The following is a 16,271-nucleotide window of genomic DNA, read 5'->3' as shown; positions in this document are numbered from 1 at the left end:
CGACCGCCCGCCGGGCGATGCTGGAAGGACCATGGACATCACAGACAGCGCGGCACCGCACCCCCTCGCCCACCCGGACGGCTCCCCGGTCCGGGTCCTCGTCGTGGACGACGAACCCGACCTCGCCGAAGTGCTGTCCGGTGTCCTCGCCTACGAGGGCTGGCAGGTGCGCACCGCCGGTGACGTCGCCTCCGCGGTCGCCGAGGCGCGGGCCTTCCGTCCCGACGCGGTCGTGCTCGACGTGATGCTTCCCGACGGCGACGGCCTGTCCGTACTGCGCCAACTCCGCGCGAGCCAGCCCGAGGTGTGCGTGCTGTTCCTCACCGCGCGCGACTCCGTCGAGGACCGCATCGCGGGCATCACGGCGGGCGGCGACGACTACGTCACCAAGCCGTTCAGCCTGGAGGAACTGCTGGCCAGGCTGCGCGGACTGCTGCGCCGGGCGGGCATGACCAGGGCGCGCGGCGACGCGGCGGTCCTCACCGTCGGCGATCTCGTCATGGACGAGGACGCGCGGGAGGTGACGCGCGGCGGGGCGGTCGTCGAGCTGTCCCCGACCGAGTTCGAGCTGCTGCGGTATCTGATGCGCAATCCGCGCCGGGTACTGAGCAAGGCGCAGATCCTCGACCGCGTATGGTCGTACGACTTCGGCGGCCAGGCGCATGTGGTCGAGCTGTACATCAGCTACCTGCGCCGCAAGATCGACAGCGGGCGCGAGCCGATGATCCACACGGTGCGCGGCGCGGGCTACCTGCTGAAGGCGCCGCCGTGGTGAGGCGGCCGTCGCCGCGCACCGGCCGTCGCTCCACGCCGCTCGCTTTCGCGTCGCGGGTCCTCGTACCGCGCACGCTGCGCGCCCGGCTCACCTGCGGCCTCGTGGTGCTGCTCGCGCTGAGCTGTGCCGCCGTGGGCATCGCGGCGGTCGTCGCACTGCGGTCCTTCCTCGGCGAACGGCTCGACCAGCAGCTCTCGGAGGCCGGGGGCGCGTTCCCCGCCAGCCTGGAACACGCGCACGGCGCGGGGGAGCCGGACGCGGACAACGTCCATGTGGACACCCGCCGCCAGGCGCGCGGCACCTTCGGGGCGCGGCTGCTCAAAGGCCGGGTCACGGCCGCCGCCGTGGTCCGCGCGGGCACGGACACCACGGTACGGCTGACCCCCGACGACCGGACCGCGCTCGCGGCGGTCCCCGTCGACGGCCACTGCCACCGGGTCGATCTGTCCTCGCTCGGCGACTACCAGGTCAAAGCGGTGGCGGGCGACGACGGGGACGTCCTGATCACCGGGCTGCCCCGGCAGGGCATCGAGGACGCCGAGACGCGGCTGATCGCGGTGGAGGCGGCCGTCTTCGGCGGCGCGCTGGTCGTGGCGGGGGCCGCGGGCGCCTTCTGGGTGCGCTGGTCGCTGCGACCGCTGCGCCGGGTGGCCGCGACCGCCGCCTCGGTGACCGCGCTGCCGCTGGACAGCGGAGAGGTGGCGCTGCCCGACCGGGTGCCCGACACCGACCCCGGGACCGAGGTCGGGCAGGTCGGCGCGGCCTTCAACCGCATGCTCGGACATGTCGAGGGCGCGCTGACCACCCGGCACGCCAGCGAGGAACGGCTGCGGCGCTTCGCCGCCGACGCCAGCCACGAACTGCGCACCCCGGTCGCCGCGATCCGCGGCCACGCGGAGCTGGCGCAGCGGCACCCCGGCCCGGTGCCGCCCGGTGTGACGCGGGCACTGGACCGGATCGCGGCGGAGTCCGCGCGGATGGGCGGCATGGTCGACGACCTGCTGCTGCTCGCCCGGCTCGACGCGGGCCGCCCGCTGGCCCGTGAGCCGGTCGACCTGACGCGCCTCGTCCTCGACGCGGTCGACGACGCCAGGGCCGCGGGCCCCGGCCACCGCTGGCTGCTGGACCTGCCCGCCGAACCGGTCACCGTCACCGGCGACGCCGCCCGGCTCCAGCAGATCACCGGGAATCTGCTGACCAACGCCCGTGTGCACACCCGCGAGGGGACCCGCGTCACCGTACGGCTGCGCCACGACGGCGCCGCGACCGTCCTCACCGTCGCGGACAACGGCGGCGGTGTCCCGCCCGCCATCCAGCGCACCGTCTTCGAACGCTTCGCCCGCGCCGACCACCACCGCGCCGACCACCACCGCGCCGACCACCACCGCGCCGACGACCGGCGCGCCGACCCCGCCGCCGGCCACGGCGCCGGTCTGGGTCTGGCCATCGTCACGGCGGTCGCCGCGGCCCACGGCGGCACGGTCACCCTCACCAGCGAGCCGGGCGACACCTCTTTCACGGTGACGCTCCCGGACGCGCCGCCCGAGCGGCCGGGAGCGTCGGCGGTCTGACGCGGGGTTCCGCGAGGCTTCCCGCGAGGCCGCCGCGCCGGTCCGGACACCGCCGCCCCGGCCGTTTCCTCAGCGGGCCGACGCCACCGCCAGCAGGAACCAGCCGGTGTGCGGGATCCACTGCTCGGCCCAGCGCCAGACCTCGTCCTCGGGGGCGTCGGCGGGAAGGAAGGCGATGTCGTCCTCGTCGGTCCAGCCGGAGGTGATGCCGTTGACGATGCCGCCGGGGATGTTGGGGAAGTCCGACTCGTAGTCGACATTGTGACGGCCGCGGCCGTGCAGCATCGAGACGTCGAAGGGGTTGCGGCCGGTGATCCAGGCGAGCTGGTCGTCGGCGAAGCCGAGCAGCAGGTCGCGGTCGGCCTCCGCCGTGCCGGGCAGGTCGGCGCAGGTGTTCGCGGCGGCGGCCAGCGAGGCGATGGTGGCGTTCTCGCCCTGCCACCAGTAGCCGGTCTCGTTGTCGTGCGGGAAGAAGAAGGCGTCGCGCGGTGTGCCCCCCGCGGGCTGCACGCGCTGTCGGGGATAGCCGAAGGGATTCGGCACCGAACGGGTCCTGGCCACGGTGTCGAGCACGGCCTCCAGGGCGAGCGCGCTCGCGGCCCCGGCCTCGGGCGCGTCCGGCAGCACGGCGGCGAAGCGGGCGAGGGCGAGCGCGGGCAGCCCGGCCTCGGCGGCGTGGAAGAACGGTCGCCCCTCGGCGTCCGCTCCGAACCAGCCGGGGCCGTGCGCGGGCCGTACGTACCGCGCCAGCAGCGACCGTACGCGCAGCCGGGCCGCGTCCCGCGCCGCGGCCAGGACCGTACCGCCGCCCGCCGCGACCAGCTCGCAGGCGGCCAGCAGCGCCGTGTAGTCGTCGAGGACCGTCTCGGCCCCGCCGACGACGTATTCGGTGTTGTGCGCCTCGAGGTGCGTGAAGCCCTCGACGGCCGCCGCCAGGTACTCGGGTCCGGTGAAGTCGCCGTGGTCGTCCAGGGTCGAGGCGCGGGCGAGGGCCGCGATGGCCAGGCCGCCGCCGTGCCGGTACGCGGCCTGGTAGCGGTCGGTGCGCACGCACTCCGGGAGCGGCGCCGTCACGACGCGTTCTTCGAGCCGCTTGGTGAGCGCGTCGAAGATTCCGGTGTAGAAGTAGCCCTCGGGGGAGCGGAAGCGGACCAGGAAGTCGGCGCCCCACAGCGCCTCGTCGCGCAGCCGCGCGCTCAACGAGCGGACCAGCAGCGGGTGTCGCTCGGCGACCGCGTCCCGCGCGGCCATCATGGCCCACGCGCACAGCGGGATCTGCTGCGGACTCATGGTGCGGGTGTACGTGAGGTGGCTGAGGAATTTGCTGGTGTCGCCGCTCGCGTCGAGCCAGCCGCCGCGCGCGTCGACCTCCCGGCCGCTGTCGTCGCCCCACAGCGCGGCGCGCCGGTCCTTGCGGTCGATCTCGCCGCTGGAGCGCATCGCCTTGAAGTACGCCAGCACGTCGGACATCGTCTGCCGCTGGAGCCGGTCGGCGGCCACCTCGAAGTCGTCCGAGACACAGGTACGGCCGCGGCCGTCGACCAGGCGGACCGCGTACCGGCCGGGCGCGAGGCCGGTGGGCAGCGGCACCCGGGCGAAGGGACCGCCGTGCCAGCCGGGCACGGACTCCAGCGGGCCGGGTTCCAGCTCGTGCAGCGAGCCGCCGTCGGCGCCGAGCAACTGCACGCGCCGCGGGGCCCTTCCGTCGGGCAGGACCGCCACGACCGCGGGTGCGCCGCCGAGTCCGTAACCGAGGTGCGCTACGCGTACCGCCGAGGTCTCCAAGCCGGTTTCGATGGGCACCTGCGGGCACCGTCCCTTCTCTCGTGCCCGCAAAGGTATGCAGTGGACTGCTATTGGTCAACAGTGATCGTGGGGGCGGCCGGGCACGCGCCCGGCCGCCCGGGAACAGCGCGCGACCTCAGCGCCGGCCGCCGTCCGACCGCTTGCGGTGCAGCGTGAACGTCTCGAAGACCGACAGCTCGCCGTTCGGCTTGTTCACGTTGTAGTACGTGACGTGCATCCGCGTGGTGTCGCCCGCGTGACGGCCCGGATCGACGGTGAACGCCGCGAAGCCGTAGGGGTGGTCGACATCGCGCACGCCCGCCCAGACCGCCTGCTCCCGCACGTACGTGGCCGTCCGCTTGCCGTTGGAGCCGGGCGTCGAGGAGACCGCGGTGATGACCTTGCCGGTGCCGTCCTTGAAGAACGACTGGTTGGTCGTGCCCGAGACCCCGCCGCCGCCGAGCACCATGTGCACGGTGCCGAGACCGGTGTCGATGTCGTCGGTGGCGTGCGACACCGGGTTCGGCGTCAGCGTCTCGCTGCCGCCGACCACACCGCGAACGGCCAGCGACCGCTCGTAGTTGTGCTCGTGGCCGCAGACCACCAGGTCGACGCCGTAGCGGTCGAACAGCGGCCCGTACTTCTCGCGCAGGCCCAGGTCGGCGCCGTTGGCGTCCGTCGAGCTGACCATCACCTGGTGCATGGCGACGACCACCCAGTCGATCTCGCGGTCGGCGCGCGCCGTCCGCAACTCCTTCTCCAGGAAGGCGAGTTGACGGCCGCCGGAGTAGCCGTTGATGTAGACGTCGCCGCCGTCCTGGAGGCAGTTGTCGTCGTTCTGGAGCACGATCACCCGCACCGAGCCGGCGGTGAACGCGTACCAGAGGTTGGCCAGTTCGCGGTCGCTCTCGGTCGACGGGAGCTGGAAGTACGTCTGGTACGCGCCGAGGCCGAGCGGGCCGTTCGCGGACTCGATCTCGTGGTTGCCCGCGGCGGGCATCCACGGCCGGAAGCGCGCCGAACGGCTGTTGTTGGTGAAGAAGTTGTTCCAGGTGCGGACCCGGTCGACGTCCAGATTCGCGTAGCACAGGTCGCCGTTGAGCAGGTGGAACAGCGGCGCGACCTGCTCGATGCCGGTGACGATGTCCTTGGTGGCGGGCGTGGAGTTGGCGTCGAGGCCCACCGCGCCGGTGCTGGTCCAGGTGACCTGCGGCGCCGACTGGTCGCCGAAGCTGGTGAAGGTCAGCGGCTGACGGCCGCGCGGCGCGGTCCTGAAGGTGCCGCTGTCCGGCGCGGCGCCGTCGTGCGACACCAGGTACAGGTACTCGGTGCCGGGCGAGAGCCGGTCGATCGCGGCGTGGTGCACGTACACGACCCGGCCGGACTTGCCGTCGCTGTAGGAGCGGGTCCGCGCCGAGGCGACCGATCCCAGACCGTGGCTGATCGTGCCGTACCGCACCCGCGGGCGCTTGACCGGGCCGTCGGTCAGCCAGGACACCACCATCTGGCTGCCGGGGTCCTTGCCGAAGGTGAGGTGCAGCCCCTGCACCGGGGACGCGCCGCTCGCGTCGGGCGTGGGGTGGAAGGCGGGGGCGGCGCTCGCGGGTGTGCCGGACGGGGACGGCGCGGCGGCGGACGCGGGGCCCGCGGTCAGCAGCGGCGCCGCGACCGCGCCGACACCCGCGGTGCCGAGCAGGCCGACGGCCGTACGGCGGCTGAGGCGGTCTCCTGACGGACCCGGTGTCTCCATCTGTGCGACCATCGTTGCTCCTTGGTGCGGTGCGGGGTCTCGCGACACGAACCTCCGAAGGCTCCCGCCCGTCGGCGACGGCCAGTTGAACGCCGCCTGTCGCACACGCGGCGGAATCCTGTGACCCGCCGGGCGCGGCGAGAACCCGCCCCCCGTCGGGCGAACGGCCGTGTGCGCCGGGCCTGTTCGTGACGCGTACCGCCCGCTGTCACGCGCCGGACACCGGCAGGTCGCCTGTGGTCGCTGCTGTGGGAGGACCCTGCACTGCGCGCATCCCCCTACCGCGAAGAGGTCCTCGGATCCATGTCTGAACTCAACCGGCGGCGGTTCCTCCAGATAGCCGGTGCCACCGCGGGCTTCACCGCCCTGTCCAGCAGCATCGCCCGCGCCGCCGCGATCCCGGCCAGCCGCAGGACCGGCACCCTCAAGGACATCGACCACATCGTCGTCCTGATGCAGGAGAACCGGTCCTTCGACCACTACTTCGGCGCGATGAAGGGGGTCCGCGGCTTCGGCGACCCGCGCCCGGTGTCCCTGCCCAACGGCAAGTCGGTGTTCCACCAGCCGGACGGCGACAAGGAGGTGCTGCCCTTCCACCCGGACGTGGACGACCTCGGCCTCCAGTTCATCGAGGGCCTCAACCACGAGTGGATCGGCAGCCACGCGGCCGTCAACGACGGCAAGTACGACCAGTGGATCCCCGCCAAGGGCACCGGCACGATGGCGCACCTGACGCGCGGCGACATCCCGTTCCACTACGCGCTCGCCGACGCCTTCACCGTCTGCGACGCGTACCACTGCTCGTTCACCGGCGGCACCGACCCCAACCGCTACTACATGTGGTCGGGATACACGGGCAACGACGGCAGGGGCAACGGCCCCGTGCTCGACAACTCCGAGGCCGGGTACGACTGGACGACCTACCCGGAGCGGCTGGAGAAGGCGAAGATCTCCTGGAAGGTCTACCAGGACATCGGCGACGGCCTGGACGGTGACCACTCCTGGGGCTGGATCCCGGACGCCTACCGCGGCAACTACGGGGACAACTCCCTGCTCTACTTCGACAATTACCGCAACGCCAAGCCCGGCGACGCGCTCTACGAGAAGGCCCGCACCGGAACCGACGCCAAGGCGGGCGACGGCTTCTTCGACGTGCTCAAGGCCGACGTCACGGCGGGCAGGCTGCCGCAGATCTCCTGGATCGCCGCGCCCGAGGCGTTCTCGGAGCACCCCAACTGGCCCGCGAACTACGGCGCCTGGTACATCTCGCAGGTCCTGGACGCGCTCACCTCCAACCCCGAGGTGTGGAGCAGGACCGCGCTGTTCATCACCTACGACGAGAACGACGGGTACTTCGACCACGTCGTCCCGCCCTTCGCCCCGCTCACCGCGGACGGCGGCGCCTCCACCGTCAGCACGCGGGGCGAGATCTTCCCGGGCAACGGCACCTACGCGGCCGGCGCGTACGGGCTCGGCCAGCGCGTCCCGATGCTGGTGGTCTCGCCCTGGAGCACCGGCGGCTACGTCTGCTCCGAGGTCTTCGACCACACCTCGATCATCCGCTTCATGGAGCGCCGCTTCGGCGTGCACGAGCCCAACATCTCGCCCTGGCGGCGTACCGTCTGCGGCGATCTGACCTCCGCCTTCGACTTCAAGCTCACGCGGGACCGGCCCCCGCACCTGCCCGGCACCGACGGCTACCGGCCGCCGGACGGCGACCGGCACGACAGCTACGTCCCGGTGCCGCCCGCCCGCCAGGCCGTGCCCACGCAGGAGCGCGGCGCCCGGCCGACCCGCCCGCTGCCGTACGCGCCGCTGGTCGACGCGGCCGTCACGCCGTCCACCGGCCTGGTCACCCTCACCTTCGGCGGCGGTGTCGCCGCGGGCGTCTGCTTCCACGTCACCGCCGCGGACCGCGCCGACGGCCCGTGGACGTACACCACCGAGGCGGGCAAGAAGCTCTCCGGCGCCTGGGAGACGGCCGCGACCGGCGGCGGCTACGACCTCACCGTGCACGGCCCCAACGGCTTCCTGCGCGCCTTCCGCGGCGCGGTCGCCACATCCGGCGCGGAGGTGACGGCCCGTCACGACGCCGCGAGCGAACGGGTGGAGCTGACCATGAGCAACTCCGGCCGCCGCGACGTCCGGCTCACGGTCACCAACTCCTACGACGGCCGCCACCACACGTACGTGGTCCGCGCCGGGCGCCGCGAGACGCACTCGGTCGACGTCCGCGCGGGCAAGCGCTGGTACGACCTCACGGTGGTCGCCGACCACGACGCCGCGTTCCTGCGGCGCTTCGCGGGACACGTCGAGACGGGCCGCCCCGGCGTGAGCGACCCGGCGATCAGGACGCACTGACGGCGACCTGGGCAGCGGACCTGGGCAGCGGTTCCGACGGCCGTCCCCGAGGACACCGACGAGCTGTTCCTGGTCGTCAGCGGCCGTCTCACCATCCAGCTCCGCGACGGCGACGTCGTCCTCGGCCCCGGTGAGCTGTACGTCGTCCCCGAGGGCGTCGAGCACTGCCCCCGCGCCGACGAGGAGACCGCCATCCTCCTGCTGGAGCCCGCGGGCATGCTGGAGCCCGCGGGCACCCTCAACACCGGCAGCGGGGGCGGCCCGCTGACCCTGGCGGCCGTCCCGCTGGACTGAGGTCTCCCGCGCGGCTTCAGGTCTCCCGGTGGGCCGCGGTCAGAAGGACTTCCTGGAGGACCCGGGCGGCCCGTGGCGGAGCCACGTCACTGCGGTGGGCCAGGGCGATGGTGCGGCGCAGCCCCGGCCGGGCCAGCGGTGTGACCCGCAGGTCGTGACCCGCGCGGGCGGCGACCATGCTGGGGACGACGCCCAGACCGAGCCCGGCCCGCACGAAGCCGAGCACGGCGTCCATCTCGCCGCCCTCGACGGTGAGGTAGGGCTCGAAGCCCGCGGAGCGGCAGGCGGCCAGGGTCAGGTCGCGCAGGTCGTAGCCGTGCCGGAACATCACCATCGGGCGGCCTTCGAGGTCGGCGATCCTGACCGGTGAGCGCGGCGGCTCGGCCGCGGCCGAGGAGATGACGACCAGATCCTCCTGGAAGAGCTCGACGGTGGTCAGGGCGGGCGACGGGTTCGGCAGCGGCAGCACCACCAGCGCCAGGTCGAGGCCGCCGCGCGCCAGCTCCCGTACGAGATCGTGCGACCCGCTCTCCTCGATCAGCAGCCGCACCCCGGGGTGCCGGTCGTGGAAGACGCGCAGCACGTCGGGGAGCAGGCCGGTGCACAGGCTCGGGGTGGCGCCGAGCCGGACCCGGCCGCGCCGCAGCTGGGCCAGTTCCAGCACCTCGTGGCGGGCGGTTTCTGCGTCGGCGAGGATCCGCCGGGCCAGCGGCAGCAGCGCCTCCCCGGCGTCGGTGAGCGCGATGTTGCCGCGCGCCCGGCTGAACAGGGGCGCGCCCAGCTCCGTCTCCAGCGCGCGGATCTGCTGCGACAGCGACGGCTGCGAGACATGCACCCGCTCGGCGGCGCGGGTGAAGTGCCGGGCGTCGGCGACGGCCACGAAGTACGCGAGCTGCTGGAACTGCATGGGTCCCACGATAACCCGGCGATAGGCCCAGGCTATGGACACGAGCCGGATCATGTCTTGGACCACTCGACTCCGGTGACCGTAACGTCTGTGGACATGGCACTGGCAACGCGGACGGACCGACGTCCGTCGATGGCGCGCACGGTCTGGGGCTCGACCGTCGGCAAGAAGACGATCATGGCGGTGAGCGGCCTGATCATGCTGCTGTACCTGGTCGTCCACATGTTCGGCAACCTCAAGATCTTCTTCGGGTCCGGCAGCTTCAACGAGTACGCGCACTGGCTGCGCACCATCGGAGAGCCGTTCCTGCACTACGAGTGGGCGCTGTGGATCATCCGCGTCGTGCTGGTCGCCGCCGTCGTGCTGCACGGCGTGTGCGCGTACCAGCTCAGCCGCCTCGACCGGCGCGCCCGGCCGGTCGCCTACGCCCATCCGCGGCCGCGCGCCAGCTACGCCACCCGCACCATGCGCTGGGGCGGCGTGATCCTGCTGCTGTTCATCGTCTGGCACATCCTCGACCTGACCACCGGCACCGTGCAGCGCGGCTTCGTGCCCGGCCACCCGTACCAGAACGTCGTGGCCGCCTTCCACGACTGGTGGAACAACGTCATCTACATCGTGGCGATGCTCGCCCTCGGCCTGCACATCAGGCACGGCTTCTGGAGCGCCGCCCAGACCCTCGGCGCGGGCAGTGCCACCCGTGACCGGGTGCTCAAGGCCACCGCGAACGCACTCGCACTGGTGCTGACGGCCGGCTTCATCGCCGTACCCGTCGGCGTCATGACCGGAATCGTGAGCTGACTGACATGCCCGAGACCTCCGAGACCCCCGACAGCCCCGAGCTTTCCGCGACGACCGCCGCGACCGACGCCGCGCCCGCGCCGTCCGACTCCGCGCCGTCCGACTACGCGCGGTACGCGACCGGCGAGCCCCTCGCCGACACCAAGGCACCCGAAGGCCCGATCGAGGACCGCTGGGACACCCGCCGCTTCACCGCGAAGCTGGTCAACCCCGCCAACCGCCGCAAGCACACCGTGATCGTCGTCGGCACCGGGCTCGCGGGCGGCTCCGCGGGCGCCACACTCGCCGAACAGGGCTACCACGTCGTGCAGTTCTGCTACCAGGACTCCCCGCGCCGCGCCCACTCGATCGCCGCGCAGGGCGGCATCAACGCCGCGAAGAACTACCGCAACGACGGCGACTCCGTCCACCGGCTCTTCTACGACACCGTCAAGGGCGGCGACTTCAGGGCCCGCGAGTCCAACGTCCGCCGCCTCGCCCAGATCTCGGTGGAGATCATCGACCAGTGCGTCGCGCAGGGCGTGCCCTTCGCCCGTGAGTACGGCGGCCTGCTCGACACCCGCTCCTTCGGCGGCGTCCAGGTCTCCCGCACCTTCTACGCCCGCGGCCAGACCGGCCAGCAACTGCTGCTCGGCGCCTACCAGGCGCTGTCCCGGCAGATCGCCGCGGGCAACGTCGAGATGCACCCGCGGACCGAAATGCTCGACCTGATCGTCATCGACGGCAGGGCCCGCGGCATCGTCGCCCGCGACCTGATCACCGGCGAGATCCGCAGCCACTTCGCGGACGCCGTGGTGCTGGCCTCCGGCGGCTACGGCAACGTCTTCTACCTGTCGACCAACGCCATGAACTCCAACGCGACCGCCGTCTGGCGGGCGCACCGGCGCGGCGCGTACTTCGCCAACCCCTGCTTCACCCAGATCCACCCCACCTGCATCCCGCGCACCGGCGACCACCAGTCCAAGCTCACGCTGATGAGCGAGTCGCTGCGCAACGACGGCCGGATCTGGGTGCCGCGCACCAAGGGCGACACCCGCCCGCCCGGCGAGATCCCCGAGGACGAGCGCGACTACTACCTGGAGCGGATCTACCCCTCCTTCGGCAACCTCGTACCGCGCGACATCGCCTCCCGCGCCGCGAAGAACGTCTGCGACGAGGGCCGCGGCGTCGGCCCCGGCGGCCAGGGCGTCTACCTGGACTTCGCCGACGCCATCGCGCGGATGGGCCGCAGGGCGGTCGAGGAGAAGTACGGCAACCTCTTCGAGATGTACGCGCGGATCACCGCCGAGGACCCGTACGAGGTCCCCATGCGGATCTACCCGGCCGTGCACTACACGATGGGCGGCCTGTGGGTGGACTACGACCTCCAGACCACCGTGCCCGGCCTCTTCGCGATCGGCGAGGCCAACTTCTCCGACCACGGCGCCAACCGGCTCGGCGCCTCCGCGCTGATGCAGGGCCTGGCCGACGGCTACTTCGTGCTGCCGGCCACCATCAACGACTACCTGGCCCGCCACCCGGGGCGCGAGGAGATCGGCGCCGAACACCCCGTCGTCCAGGAAGTCCTCGCGGAGACCGAGGACCGGCTCAATCTGCTCCTCGCCGTCGACGGCGACCGCACCGCCGACTCCTTCCACCGCGAGATCGGCGAGCTGATGTGGGAGTTCTGCGGGATGGCCAGGACGGAGGAGGGGCTGCGCAAGGCGCTGGACCGGATTCCGCAGATCCGGGACGAATTCTGGCGCCGGATCAAGGTGCCGGGCAGCGGCGCGGAGTTCAACCAGTCGCTGGAGCGCGCCAACCGCGTCGTGGACTACCTGGAGCTGGCCGAGCTGATGTGCCTCGACGCGCTGCACCGCGCCGAGTCCTGCGGCGGCCACTTCCGCGAGGAGTCCCAGACCCCGGACGGCGAGGCCGCCCGCCGGGACGAGGAGTTCTCCTACGCCGCCGCGTGGGAGTTCACCCGGACCGGCGGCGCGCCCGTCCTGCACAAGGAAGACCTCGTCTTCGACTACGTACACCCCACCCAGCGGAGCTACGCATGAAGCTCACCCTGCGCGTCTGGCGCCAGAAGAACACCGAAGCGCCCGGCGCCATGGCCACCTACCAGGTCGACGACGTCTCACCCGACATGTCGTTCCTGGAAATGCTCGACACGCTCAACGAACGGCTCACCGTCGAGGGCGAGGACCCGGTCGCCTTCGACCACGACTGCCGTGAGGGCATCTGCGGCGCGTGCAGCCTGGTGATCAACGGCGACGCGCACGGCCCGGAGCGCACCACGAGCTGCCAGCTCCACATGCGGTCCTTCCGGGACGGCGACACCATCGACGTCGAGCCGTGGCGGGCCGCCGCCTTCCCCGTCGTCCGCGACCTGGTCGTGGACCGCTCGTCGTTCGACCGGATCATCCAGTCCGGCGGTTACGTCAGCGTGCCCACCGGCGCGGCGCCCGAAGCACACGCCACGCCCGTACCCAAGGCCGCCGCCGACTCCGCGTTCGAACACGCCGAGTGCATCGGCTGCGGCGCCTGCGTCGCCGCCTGCCCCAACGGCTCCGCGATGCTCTTCACCTCCGCGAAGGTCAACCACCTCAACGTGCTGCCGCAGGGCGCGCCGGAGCGCGAGACCCGTGTCCTCGACATGGTCGCGCGGATGGACGAGGAGGGATTCGGCGGCTGCACGCTCACGGGGGAGTGCGCCACCGCCTGCCCCAAGGGCATCCCGCTGACCTCGATCACCGCGATGAACAAGGAGTGGCTGCGGGCGGCCCGCAAGGTCCCACGCCGTTAGGAACCTTCGGGGTCCCCACGCCGTTGGAACCTCAGAGGTTGGTGAGCTTGGTGTACGGGCTCATGATGCGCTTCTGGAGCGAGCCGAAGTCGACGATCACCGCGACGCCTTCCTCGACTCCGGTGACCCGGCCGAGGCCGTACACATCGTGGGTGACCCGATTGCCCACGGCGAACTCCTTCGGTGGCGGCGCCACCGGGGCTTTGAAGGGACTGGTGGGCAAAAAGCGCTTCGCTGCATCAGGCTTTGTCATTGTCACCAGTATGCGCCAGTCGGCGGTCCGATTGTCCCGTCGGACGACGCATCTGCGACTACCCGCCAGCCGTCCTTGACCCGTATAGACCTGTCTGTCTACCCTCGGTGGGTATCGCCCAGGACAGGCGGACCGCGGCAGATCCCCCCAGGTCACCTCGGGTCCATCCAGGTTCTACTCATGGAGCCCCCCATGGCACGCACGGTCAAGACACCCGGTCCCGACCACCCCATCACGGTCGAGCCGAACCCGGAGCGCATCGTGGTCAGGGCCGCGGGCAAGGTCATCGCCGACACCACCCACGCCCTGACCCTGCGCGAGGCCGACTACCCGCCGGTGCAGTACATCCCGCTCGCCGACGTCGAGGCCGACGCCCTGCGCCCCACCGAGTCCCAGACGTACTGCCCCTACAAGGGCGACGCCTCCTACTACTCCCTCGTGACCGCGGACGGCGAGATCACCGACGCGGTGTGGACGTACGAGAAGCCGTACGACGCGGTCGGCACGATCGCCGGACACGTCGCCTTCTACCCGCAGCACGTCGAGGTCGCCGCGCGGTAGCGCTCGCGTGGCAGTGGCCGCGTGGCAGCCGTCGCACGCGAGAAAGGAGGGCCCGTCCGGTCGGACGGGCCCTCCTCGCGTGCCGTGCCTCAGTCCCGGTATCCCACGGGCTCGCGGGGCCGCTCAGGGGTGCGCGGGTCCCGCCGAGACCGGATCGGACCCCGGGCGAGTCGGTGCGCGCCCAGACCGGCCAGAGCGGCCAGCAGACCGCCGCCGCCGGTCCACAGCCAGCGCGGCGACCACCAGGTGCCCGCCCAGCCGTCGCCCGGCGCCACATGCGGCGCGTACGCCGACACCACGGGCGTCACCGAGCCGTCGACCGCCTGCTGCCCCGCCGTGCCCTCCGAGGTGGCCTTCACGGCCGCCTTGACCGGCTGGCCGAGGTCGGCCGCGGGCAGGTCGAGCACGGTCAGCCGCAGGAAGTAGCCGCCGCGCAGCGGATCGTTGGACCAGGTGTCGGCCCACGAGCGGATCGCCCGCAGGTGGCAGATCAGCTCGACCGAGCCCGCGTCGGCCGCCACGGACCTGCTCTGCGCGCCGTATCTGCACGGCTGGCGGCGCCGCAGCCCGTCGTACACATCGAGCTGCCAGGTGGACGCGCCGTGCCGGGCCGCGGTCTCGGGGAAGGTGACGGTGGCCTTCACCGTCACGTTCTGCCCGCTGTCGGCGGGGAACGTCCAGTACAGGTAGTCGCCCGCCGACGCGTCCGCGGTCGCCTCCTGCCCCTGCCGGACGACGGCGGCGGTACGGAAACTCGTCCCCGCCTCCGTCGGCGCGGTGTCGCCGTCGCCGGGAGCGGCCGTACCCGTGCTCGCGCTCGGGTCGGCCGACGGGTCGTCGGCGACCGCGCCGCCCGCGCTCAGGGCCAGCGCCGCGGCGGCCAGCAGCCCCGCCGCGGTGACCGTCAGCAGCCGTACGGCCTTACGTGGTGACGTACGCATCAGACGGTCCTCCCCGTGTTCAGACGCCAGCGGGACACCCAGCCCGACAGCAGGCCGAGGACCGCGCCGGCCACGGCCAGCGTGCCCAACAGCCACCAGCCGCGCCCGAGGCCGAAGAAGGCCACGTCGGAGGGCTGGTCGGGGGAGTCCACCAGGTCGATGGAGAGCTCCACCGGCAGACCGGGGGTGGTCTTGACCGACGGCGCGGCAGAGAAGGAGTTGCCGACCTGGAGGCAGACCGTCTCCGGCGGGGTGTCGGAGTCCGCGTGCGGCTTGGGGTAGCGGATACCGGCGGACACGACGTCGGTACGGCCGGTGCCGCCCTCGTCGTCCCTGACGATCTCCCGGCCGTGCGTGGTCACGCCACGCAGCAGGACGCCGTAGTTCGCGTTCACCGCCCGGTCGGCGGAGACGCTCACCGAGGCGCGCAGCTCCTGCCCCGGCGGCACGTCCACCCGGTACCAGCGGTTCTCCGAGAACAGCTCGCGGTCGGTGTAGATCCCCGCCTTGAGCTGCGGCGCGTCCGCGCACTGCGCGGCGCCCCGGGCGGCCACCGGGGCCACCACGGCGTCGGTGCTGCGGCCCACCAACTGCTTCACCTTGGTGGTGAGCTGCTGCCGGTGCTGGACGGCGGTGTACGTGCCGCCGGTCGCCTCCGCGATGCACGTCAACTGGTTACGGGTCGAGGAGTCCGGGATCAGGCCCAGCGTGTCGATGACCAGATGGATGCCCTTGGCGGCGATGTCCCGCGCGACGTCGCACGGGTTGAGCGGCGCGCAGGTGTCCTCGCCGTCGGTGATCAGCACCAGGCGGCGGGTGCCGTCACCGCCCTGGAGATCGTCGGCCGCCTTGAGCAGCGCGGGGCCGATCGGCGTCCAGCCGGTGGGCGCCAGCGTCGCCACCGCGGCCTTGGCCTCGGTGCGGTTCAGCGGGCCGACCGGGTAGAGCTGCCGGGTGTCCTTGCACCCGGTCTTGCGGTCGTTGCCCGGATAGTCGGCGCCGAGCGTCCTGATGCCCAGCTCCACGTTCTCCGGCACCGAGTCCAGCACGTCGTCGAACGCCTGCTTCGCGGCGGCCATCCGCGACTGCCCGTCGATGTCCTTCGCCCGCATGGAGCCGCTGACATCGAGCAGCAGTTCCACCTTCGGGGCGGCTTGCGCCGTCGGCGTCGCCGGTGTCGTGGGTTCGTCGGCGACCGCGCTCGCGGGCAGCAGACCGCAAGCCAGGACGACCAGCAGGCCGCAGCCAACTCCGGCCGTCAGTAACCTTCTTATGATCATCGCCGGATCGTAGTGAAGGTAGTGTCAAAACCTGAAGTCGGCCGGTCGGCGGCCGGTGCGGGACCGTGCCAAAGCGGACGGACGGGGACGGACCACGGGCGGGGACGACGAGCGCGCGCCGGGCCGGGGAGCCGCCGGGGCCGCGCGCCGGCAGGTGGTGCGCCGGGGGTGGACGTGCGCGGCGATCTCAGTAAAGTGGCG

At 72.4% G+C, this 16,271-nt stretch carries 14 protein-coding genes; 8 read left to right on the top strand and 6 right to left on the bottom strand.

The genetic code is table 11. The features are described from left to right. Window positions 1–31 precede the first annotated feature (31 nt). Together ACFZAM_RS13355 and ACFZAM_RS13350 are read left to right on the top strand one after the other, a co-directional pair. Entirely contained in the window at window positions 32–775 is a 744-nt protein-coding gene (locus ACFZAM_RS13355) for a response regulator (RefSeq protein ID WP_391045547.1), read from the top strand. 74 nt (window positions 776–849) lie between these two features. Next, the gene (locus tag ACFZAM_RS13350; RefSeq protein WP_391045654.1) at window positions 850–2,346 is read left to right on the top strand and encodes an ATP-binding protein; all 1,497 of its coding nucleotides are present in this window, start codon (window positions 850–852) and stop codon (window positions 2,344–2,346) included. Between the two features lie 69 nt (window positions 2,347–2,415). On the opposite strand, the gene ACFZAM_RS13345 is transcribed toward ACFZAM_RS13350, so the two are convergent. Both ACFZAM_RS13345 and ACFZAM_RS13340 read right to left on the bottom strand, forming a co-directional pair. Continuing rightward, window positions 2,416–4,149 carry a glycoside hydrolase family 9 protein gene (locus tag ACFZAM_RS13345; protein WP_391045545.1) on the bottom strand — a complete coding sequence of 578 codons (1,734 nt, stop codon included), beginning with the start codon at window positions 4,147–4,149 and terminating at the stop codon, window positions 2,416–2,418. A gap of 118 nt (window positions 4,150–4,267) precedes the next feature. Then, complete coding sequence (locus ACFZAM_RS13340) at window positions 4,268–5,893, bottom strand: fibronectin type III domain-containing protein (RefSeq protein ID WP_391045542.1); 1,626 nt, start codon at window positions 5,891–5,893, stop codon at window positions 4,268–4,270. 291 nt (window positions 5,894–6,184) lie between these two features. Here ACFZAM_RS13340 and ACFZAM_RS13335 point away from each other — a divergent pair, with 291 nt between their 5' ends. Then, window positions 6,185–8,242: a phosphocholine-specific phospholipase C gene (locus tag ACFZAM_RS13335; protein ID WP_355346007.1), complete on the top strand. Its 2,058-nt coding sequence runs from the start codon at window positions 6,185–6,187 to the stop codon at window positions 8,240–8,242. Window positions 8,243–8,305: 63 nt separating this feature from the next. Beyond that, a complete protein-coding gene (locus ACFZAM_RS13330; RefSeq protein WP_391045651.1) occupies window positions 8,306–8,536 on the top strand; it encodes a cupin domain-containing protein in 231 nt (76 codons plus the stop codon). Between the two features lie 16 nt (window positions 8,537–8,552). Here the strand turns inward: ACFZAM_RS13330 and ACFZAM_RS13325 are convergent, their stop codons facing one another. Further along, the gene (locus tag ACFZAM_RS13325; protein WP_355346010.1) at window positions 8,553–9,443 is read right to left on the bottom strand and encodes a LysR substrate-binding domain-containing protein; all 891 of its coding nucleotides are present in this window, start codon (window positions 9,441–9,443) and stop codon (window positions 8,553–8,555) included. Window positions 9,444–9,539: 96 nt separating this feature from the next. On the opposite strand from ACFZAM_RS13325, the gene ACFZAM_RS13320 reads away from it, so the two are divergent. The 3 genes from ACFZAM_RS13320 to ACFZAM_RS13310 are packed head-to-tail and all read left to right on the top strand — an operon-like array spanning window position 9,540 to window position 13,035. Beyond that, a complete protein-coding gene (locus tag ACFZAM_RS13320; protein WP_355346013.1) occupies window positions 9,540–10,244 on the top strand; it encodes a succinate dehydrogenase cytochrome b subunit in 705 nt (234 codons plus the stop codon). 5 nt (window positions 10,245–10,249) lie between these two features. Beyond that, window positions 10,250–12,289: a fumarate reductase/succinate dehydrogenase flavoprotein subunit gene (locus ACFZAM_RS13315; protein WP_391045539.1), complete on the top strand. Its 2,040-nt coding sequence runs from the start codon at window positions 10,250–10,252 to the stop codon at window positions 12,287–12,289. Further along, window positions 12,286–13,035, top strand: coding sequence for a succinate dehydrogenase/fumarate reductase iron-sulfur subunit (locus tag ACFZAM_RS13310; protein ID WP_355346019.1), 750 nt, complete (start codon window positions 12,286–12,288; stop codon window positions 13,033–13,035). The genes ACFZAM_RS13315 and ACFZAM_RS13310 overlap by 4 nt, the downstream gene beginning before the upstream one ends. Before the next feature lie 31 nt (window positions 13,036–13,066). Here ACFZAM_RS13310 and ACFZAM_RS13305 read toward each other — a convergent pair whose 3' ends face one another. Then, window positions 13,067–13,288 (bottom strand): hypothetical protein, encoded by a 222-nt coding sequence (locus ACFZAM_RS13305; protein WP_188282053.1) that lies wholly within the window; start codon window positions 13,286–13,288, stop codon window positions 13,067–13,069. Window positions 13,289–13,480: 192 nt separating this feature from the next. Here ACFZAM_RS13305 and ACFZAM_RS13300 point away from each other — a divergent pair, with 192 nt between their 5' ends. After that, a complete protein-coding gene (locus ACFZAM_RS13300; protein WP_355346023.1) occupies window positions 13,481–13,849 on the top strand; it encodes a DUF427 domain-containing protein in 369 nt (122 codons plus the stop codon). Window positions 13,850–13,938: 89 nt separating this feature from the next. On the opposite strand, the gene ACFZAM_RS13295 is transcribed toward ACFZAM_RS13300, so the two are convergent. Beyond that, the gene (locus ACFZAM_RS13295) at window positions 13,939–14,790 is read right to left on the bottom strand and encodes a hypothetical protein (RefSeq protein ID WP_391045535.1); all 852 of its coding nucleotides are present in this window, start codon (window positions 14,788–14,790) and stop codon (window positions 13,939–13,941) included. Then, window positions 14,790–16,070 (bottom strand): VWA domain-containing protein, encoded by a 1,281-nt coding sequence (locus ACFZAM_RS13290; RefSeq protein ID WP_355346029.1) that lies wholly within the window; start codon window positions 16,068–16,070, stop codon window positions 14,790–14,792. The genes ACFZAM_RS13295 and ACFZAM_RS13290 overlap by 1 nt, the downstream gene beginning before the upstream one ends. Window positions 16,071–16,271: the final 201 nt, after the last annotated feature.

The sequence above is a fragment of the Streptomyces sp. NPDC008079 genome (genome assembly GCF_042957385.1).
Taxonomy (GTDB): domain Bacteria; phylum Actinomycetota; class Actinomycetes; order Streptomycetales; family Streptomycetaceae; genus Actinacidiphila.
The sequence above is the reverse complement of the archived record's forward strand: the minus strand, read 5'-3'. Positions and strand labels throughout refer to the sequence as shown.

Bases quoted from the DNA above. Each gene is read 5' to 3' on its own strand.
- ACFZAM_RS13355 (WP_391045547.1), top strand. From the start codon at position 32: ATGGACATCACAGACAGCGCGGCACCGCACCCCCTCGCCCACCCGGAC.
- ACFZAM_RS13340 (WP_391045542.1), bottom strand. From the start codon at position 5,893: ATGGTCGCACAGATGGAGACACCGGGTCCGTCAGGAGACCGCCTCAGC.
- ACFZAM_RS13335 (WP_355346007.1), top strand. From the start codon at position 6,185: ATGTCTGAACTCAACCGGCGGCGGTTCCTCCAGATAGCCGGTGCCACC.
- ACFZAM_RS13325 (WP_355346010.1), bottom strand. From the start codon at position 9,443: ATGCAGTTCCAGCAGCTCGCGTACTTCGTGGCCGTCGCCGACGCCCGG.
- ACFZAM_RS13320 (WP_355346013.1), top strand. From the start codon at position 9,540: ATGGCACTGGCAACGCGGACGGACCGACGTCCGTCGATGGCGCGCACG.
- ACFZAM_RS13315 (WP_391045539.1), top strand. From the start codon at position 10,250: ATGCCCGAGACCTCCGAGACCCCCGACAGCCCCGAGCTTTCCGCGACG.
- ACFZAM_RS13310 (WP_355346019.1), top strand. From the start codon at position 12,286: ATGAAGCTCACCCTGCGCGTCTGGCGCCAGAAGAACACCGAAGCGCCC.
- ACFZAM_RS13305 (WP_188282053.1), bottom strand. From the start codon at position 13,288: ATGACAAAGCCTGATGCAGCGAAGCGCTTTTTGCCCACCAGTCCCTTC.
- ACFZAM_RS13300 (WP_355346023.1), top strand. From the start codon at position 13,481: ATGGCACGCACGGTCAAGACACCCGGTCCCGACCACCCCATCACGGTC.
- ACFZAM_RS13295 (WP_391045535.1), bottom strand. From the start codon at position 14,790: ATGCGTACGTCACCACGTAAGGCCGTACGGCTGCTGACGGTCACCGCG.
- ACFZAM_RS13290 (WP_355346029.1), bottom strand. From the start codon at position 16,070: ATGATCATAAGAAGGTTACTGACGGCCGGAGTTGGCTGCGGCCTGCTG.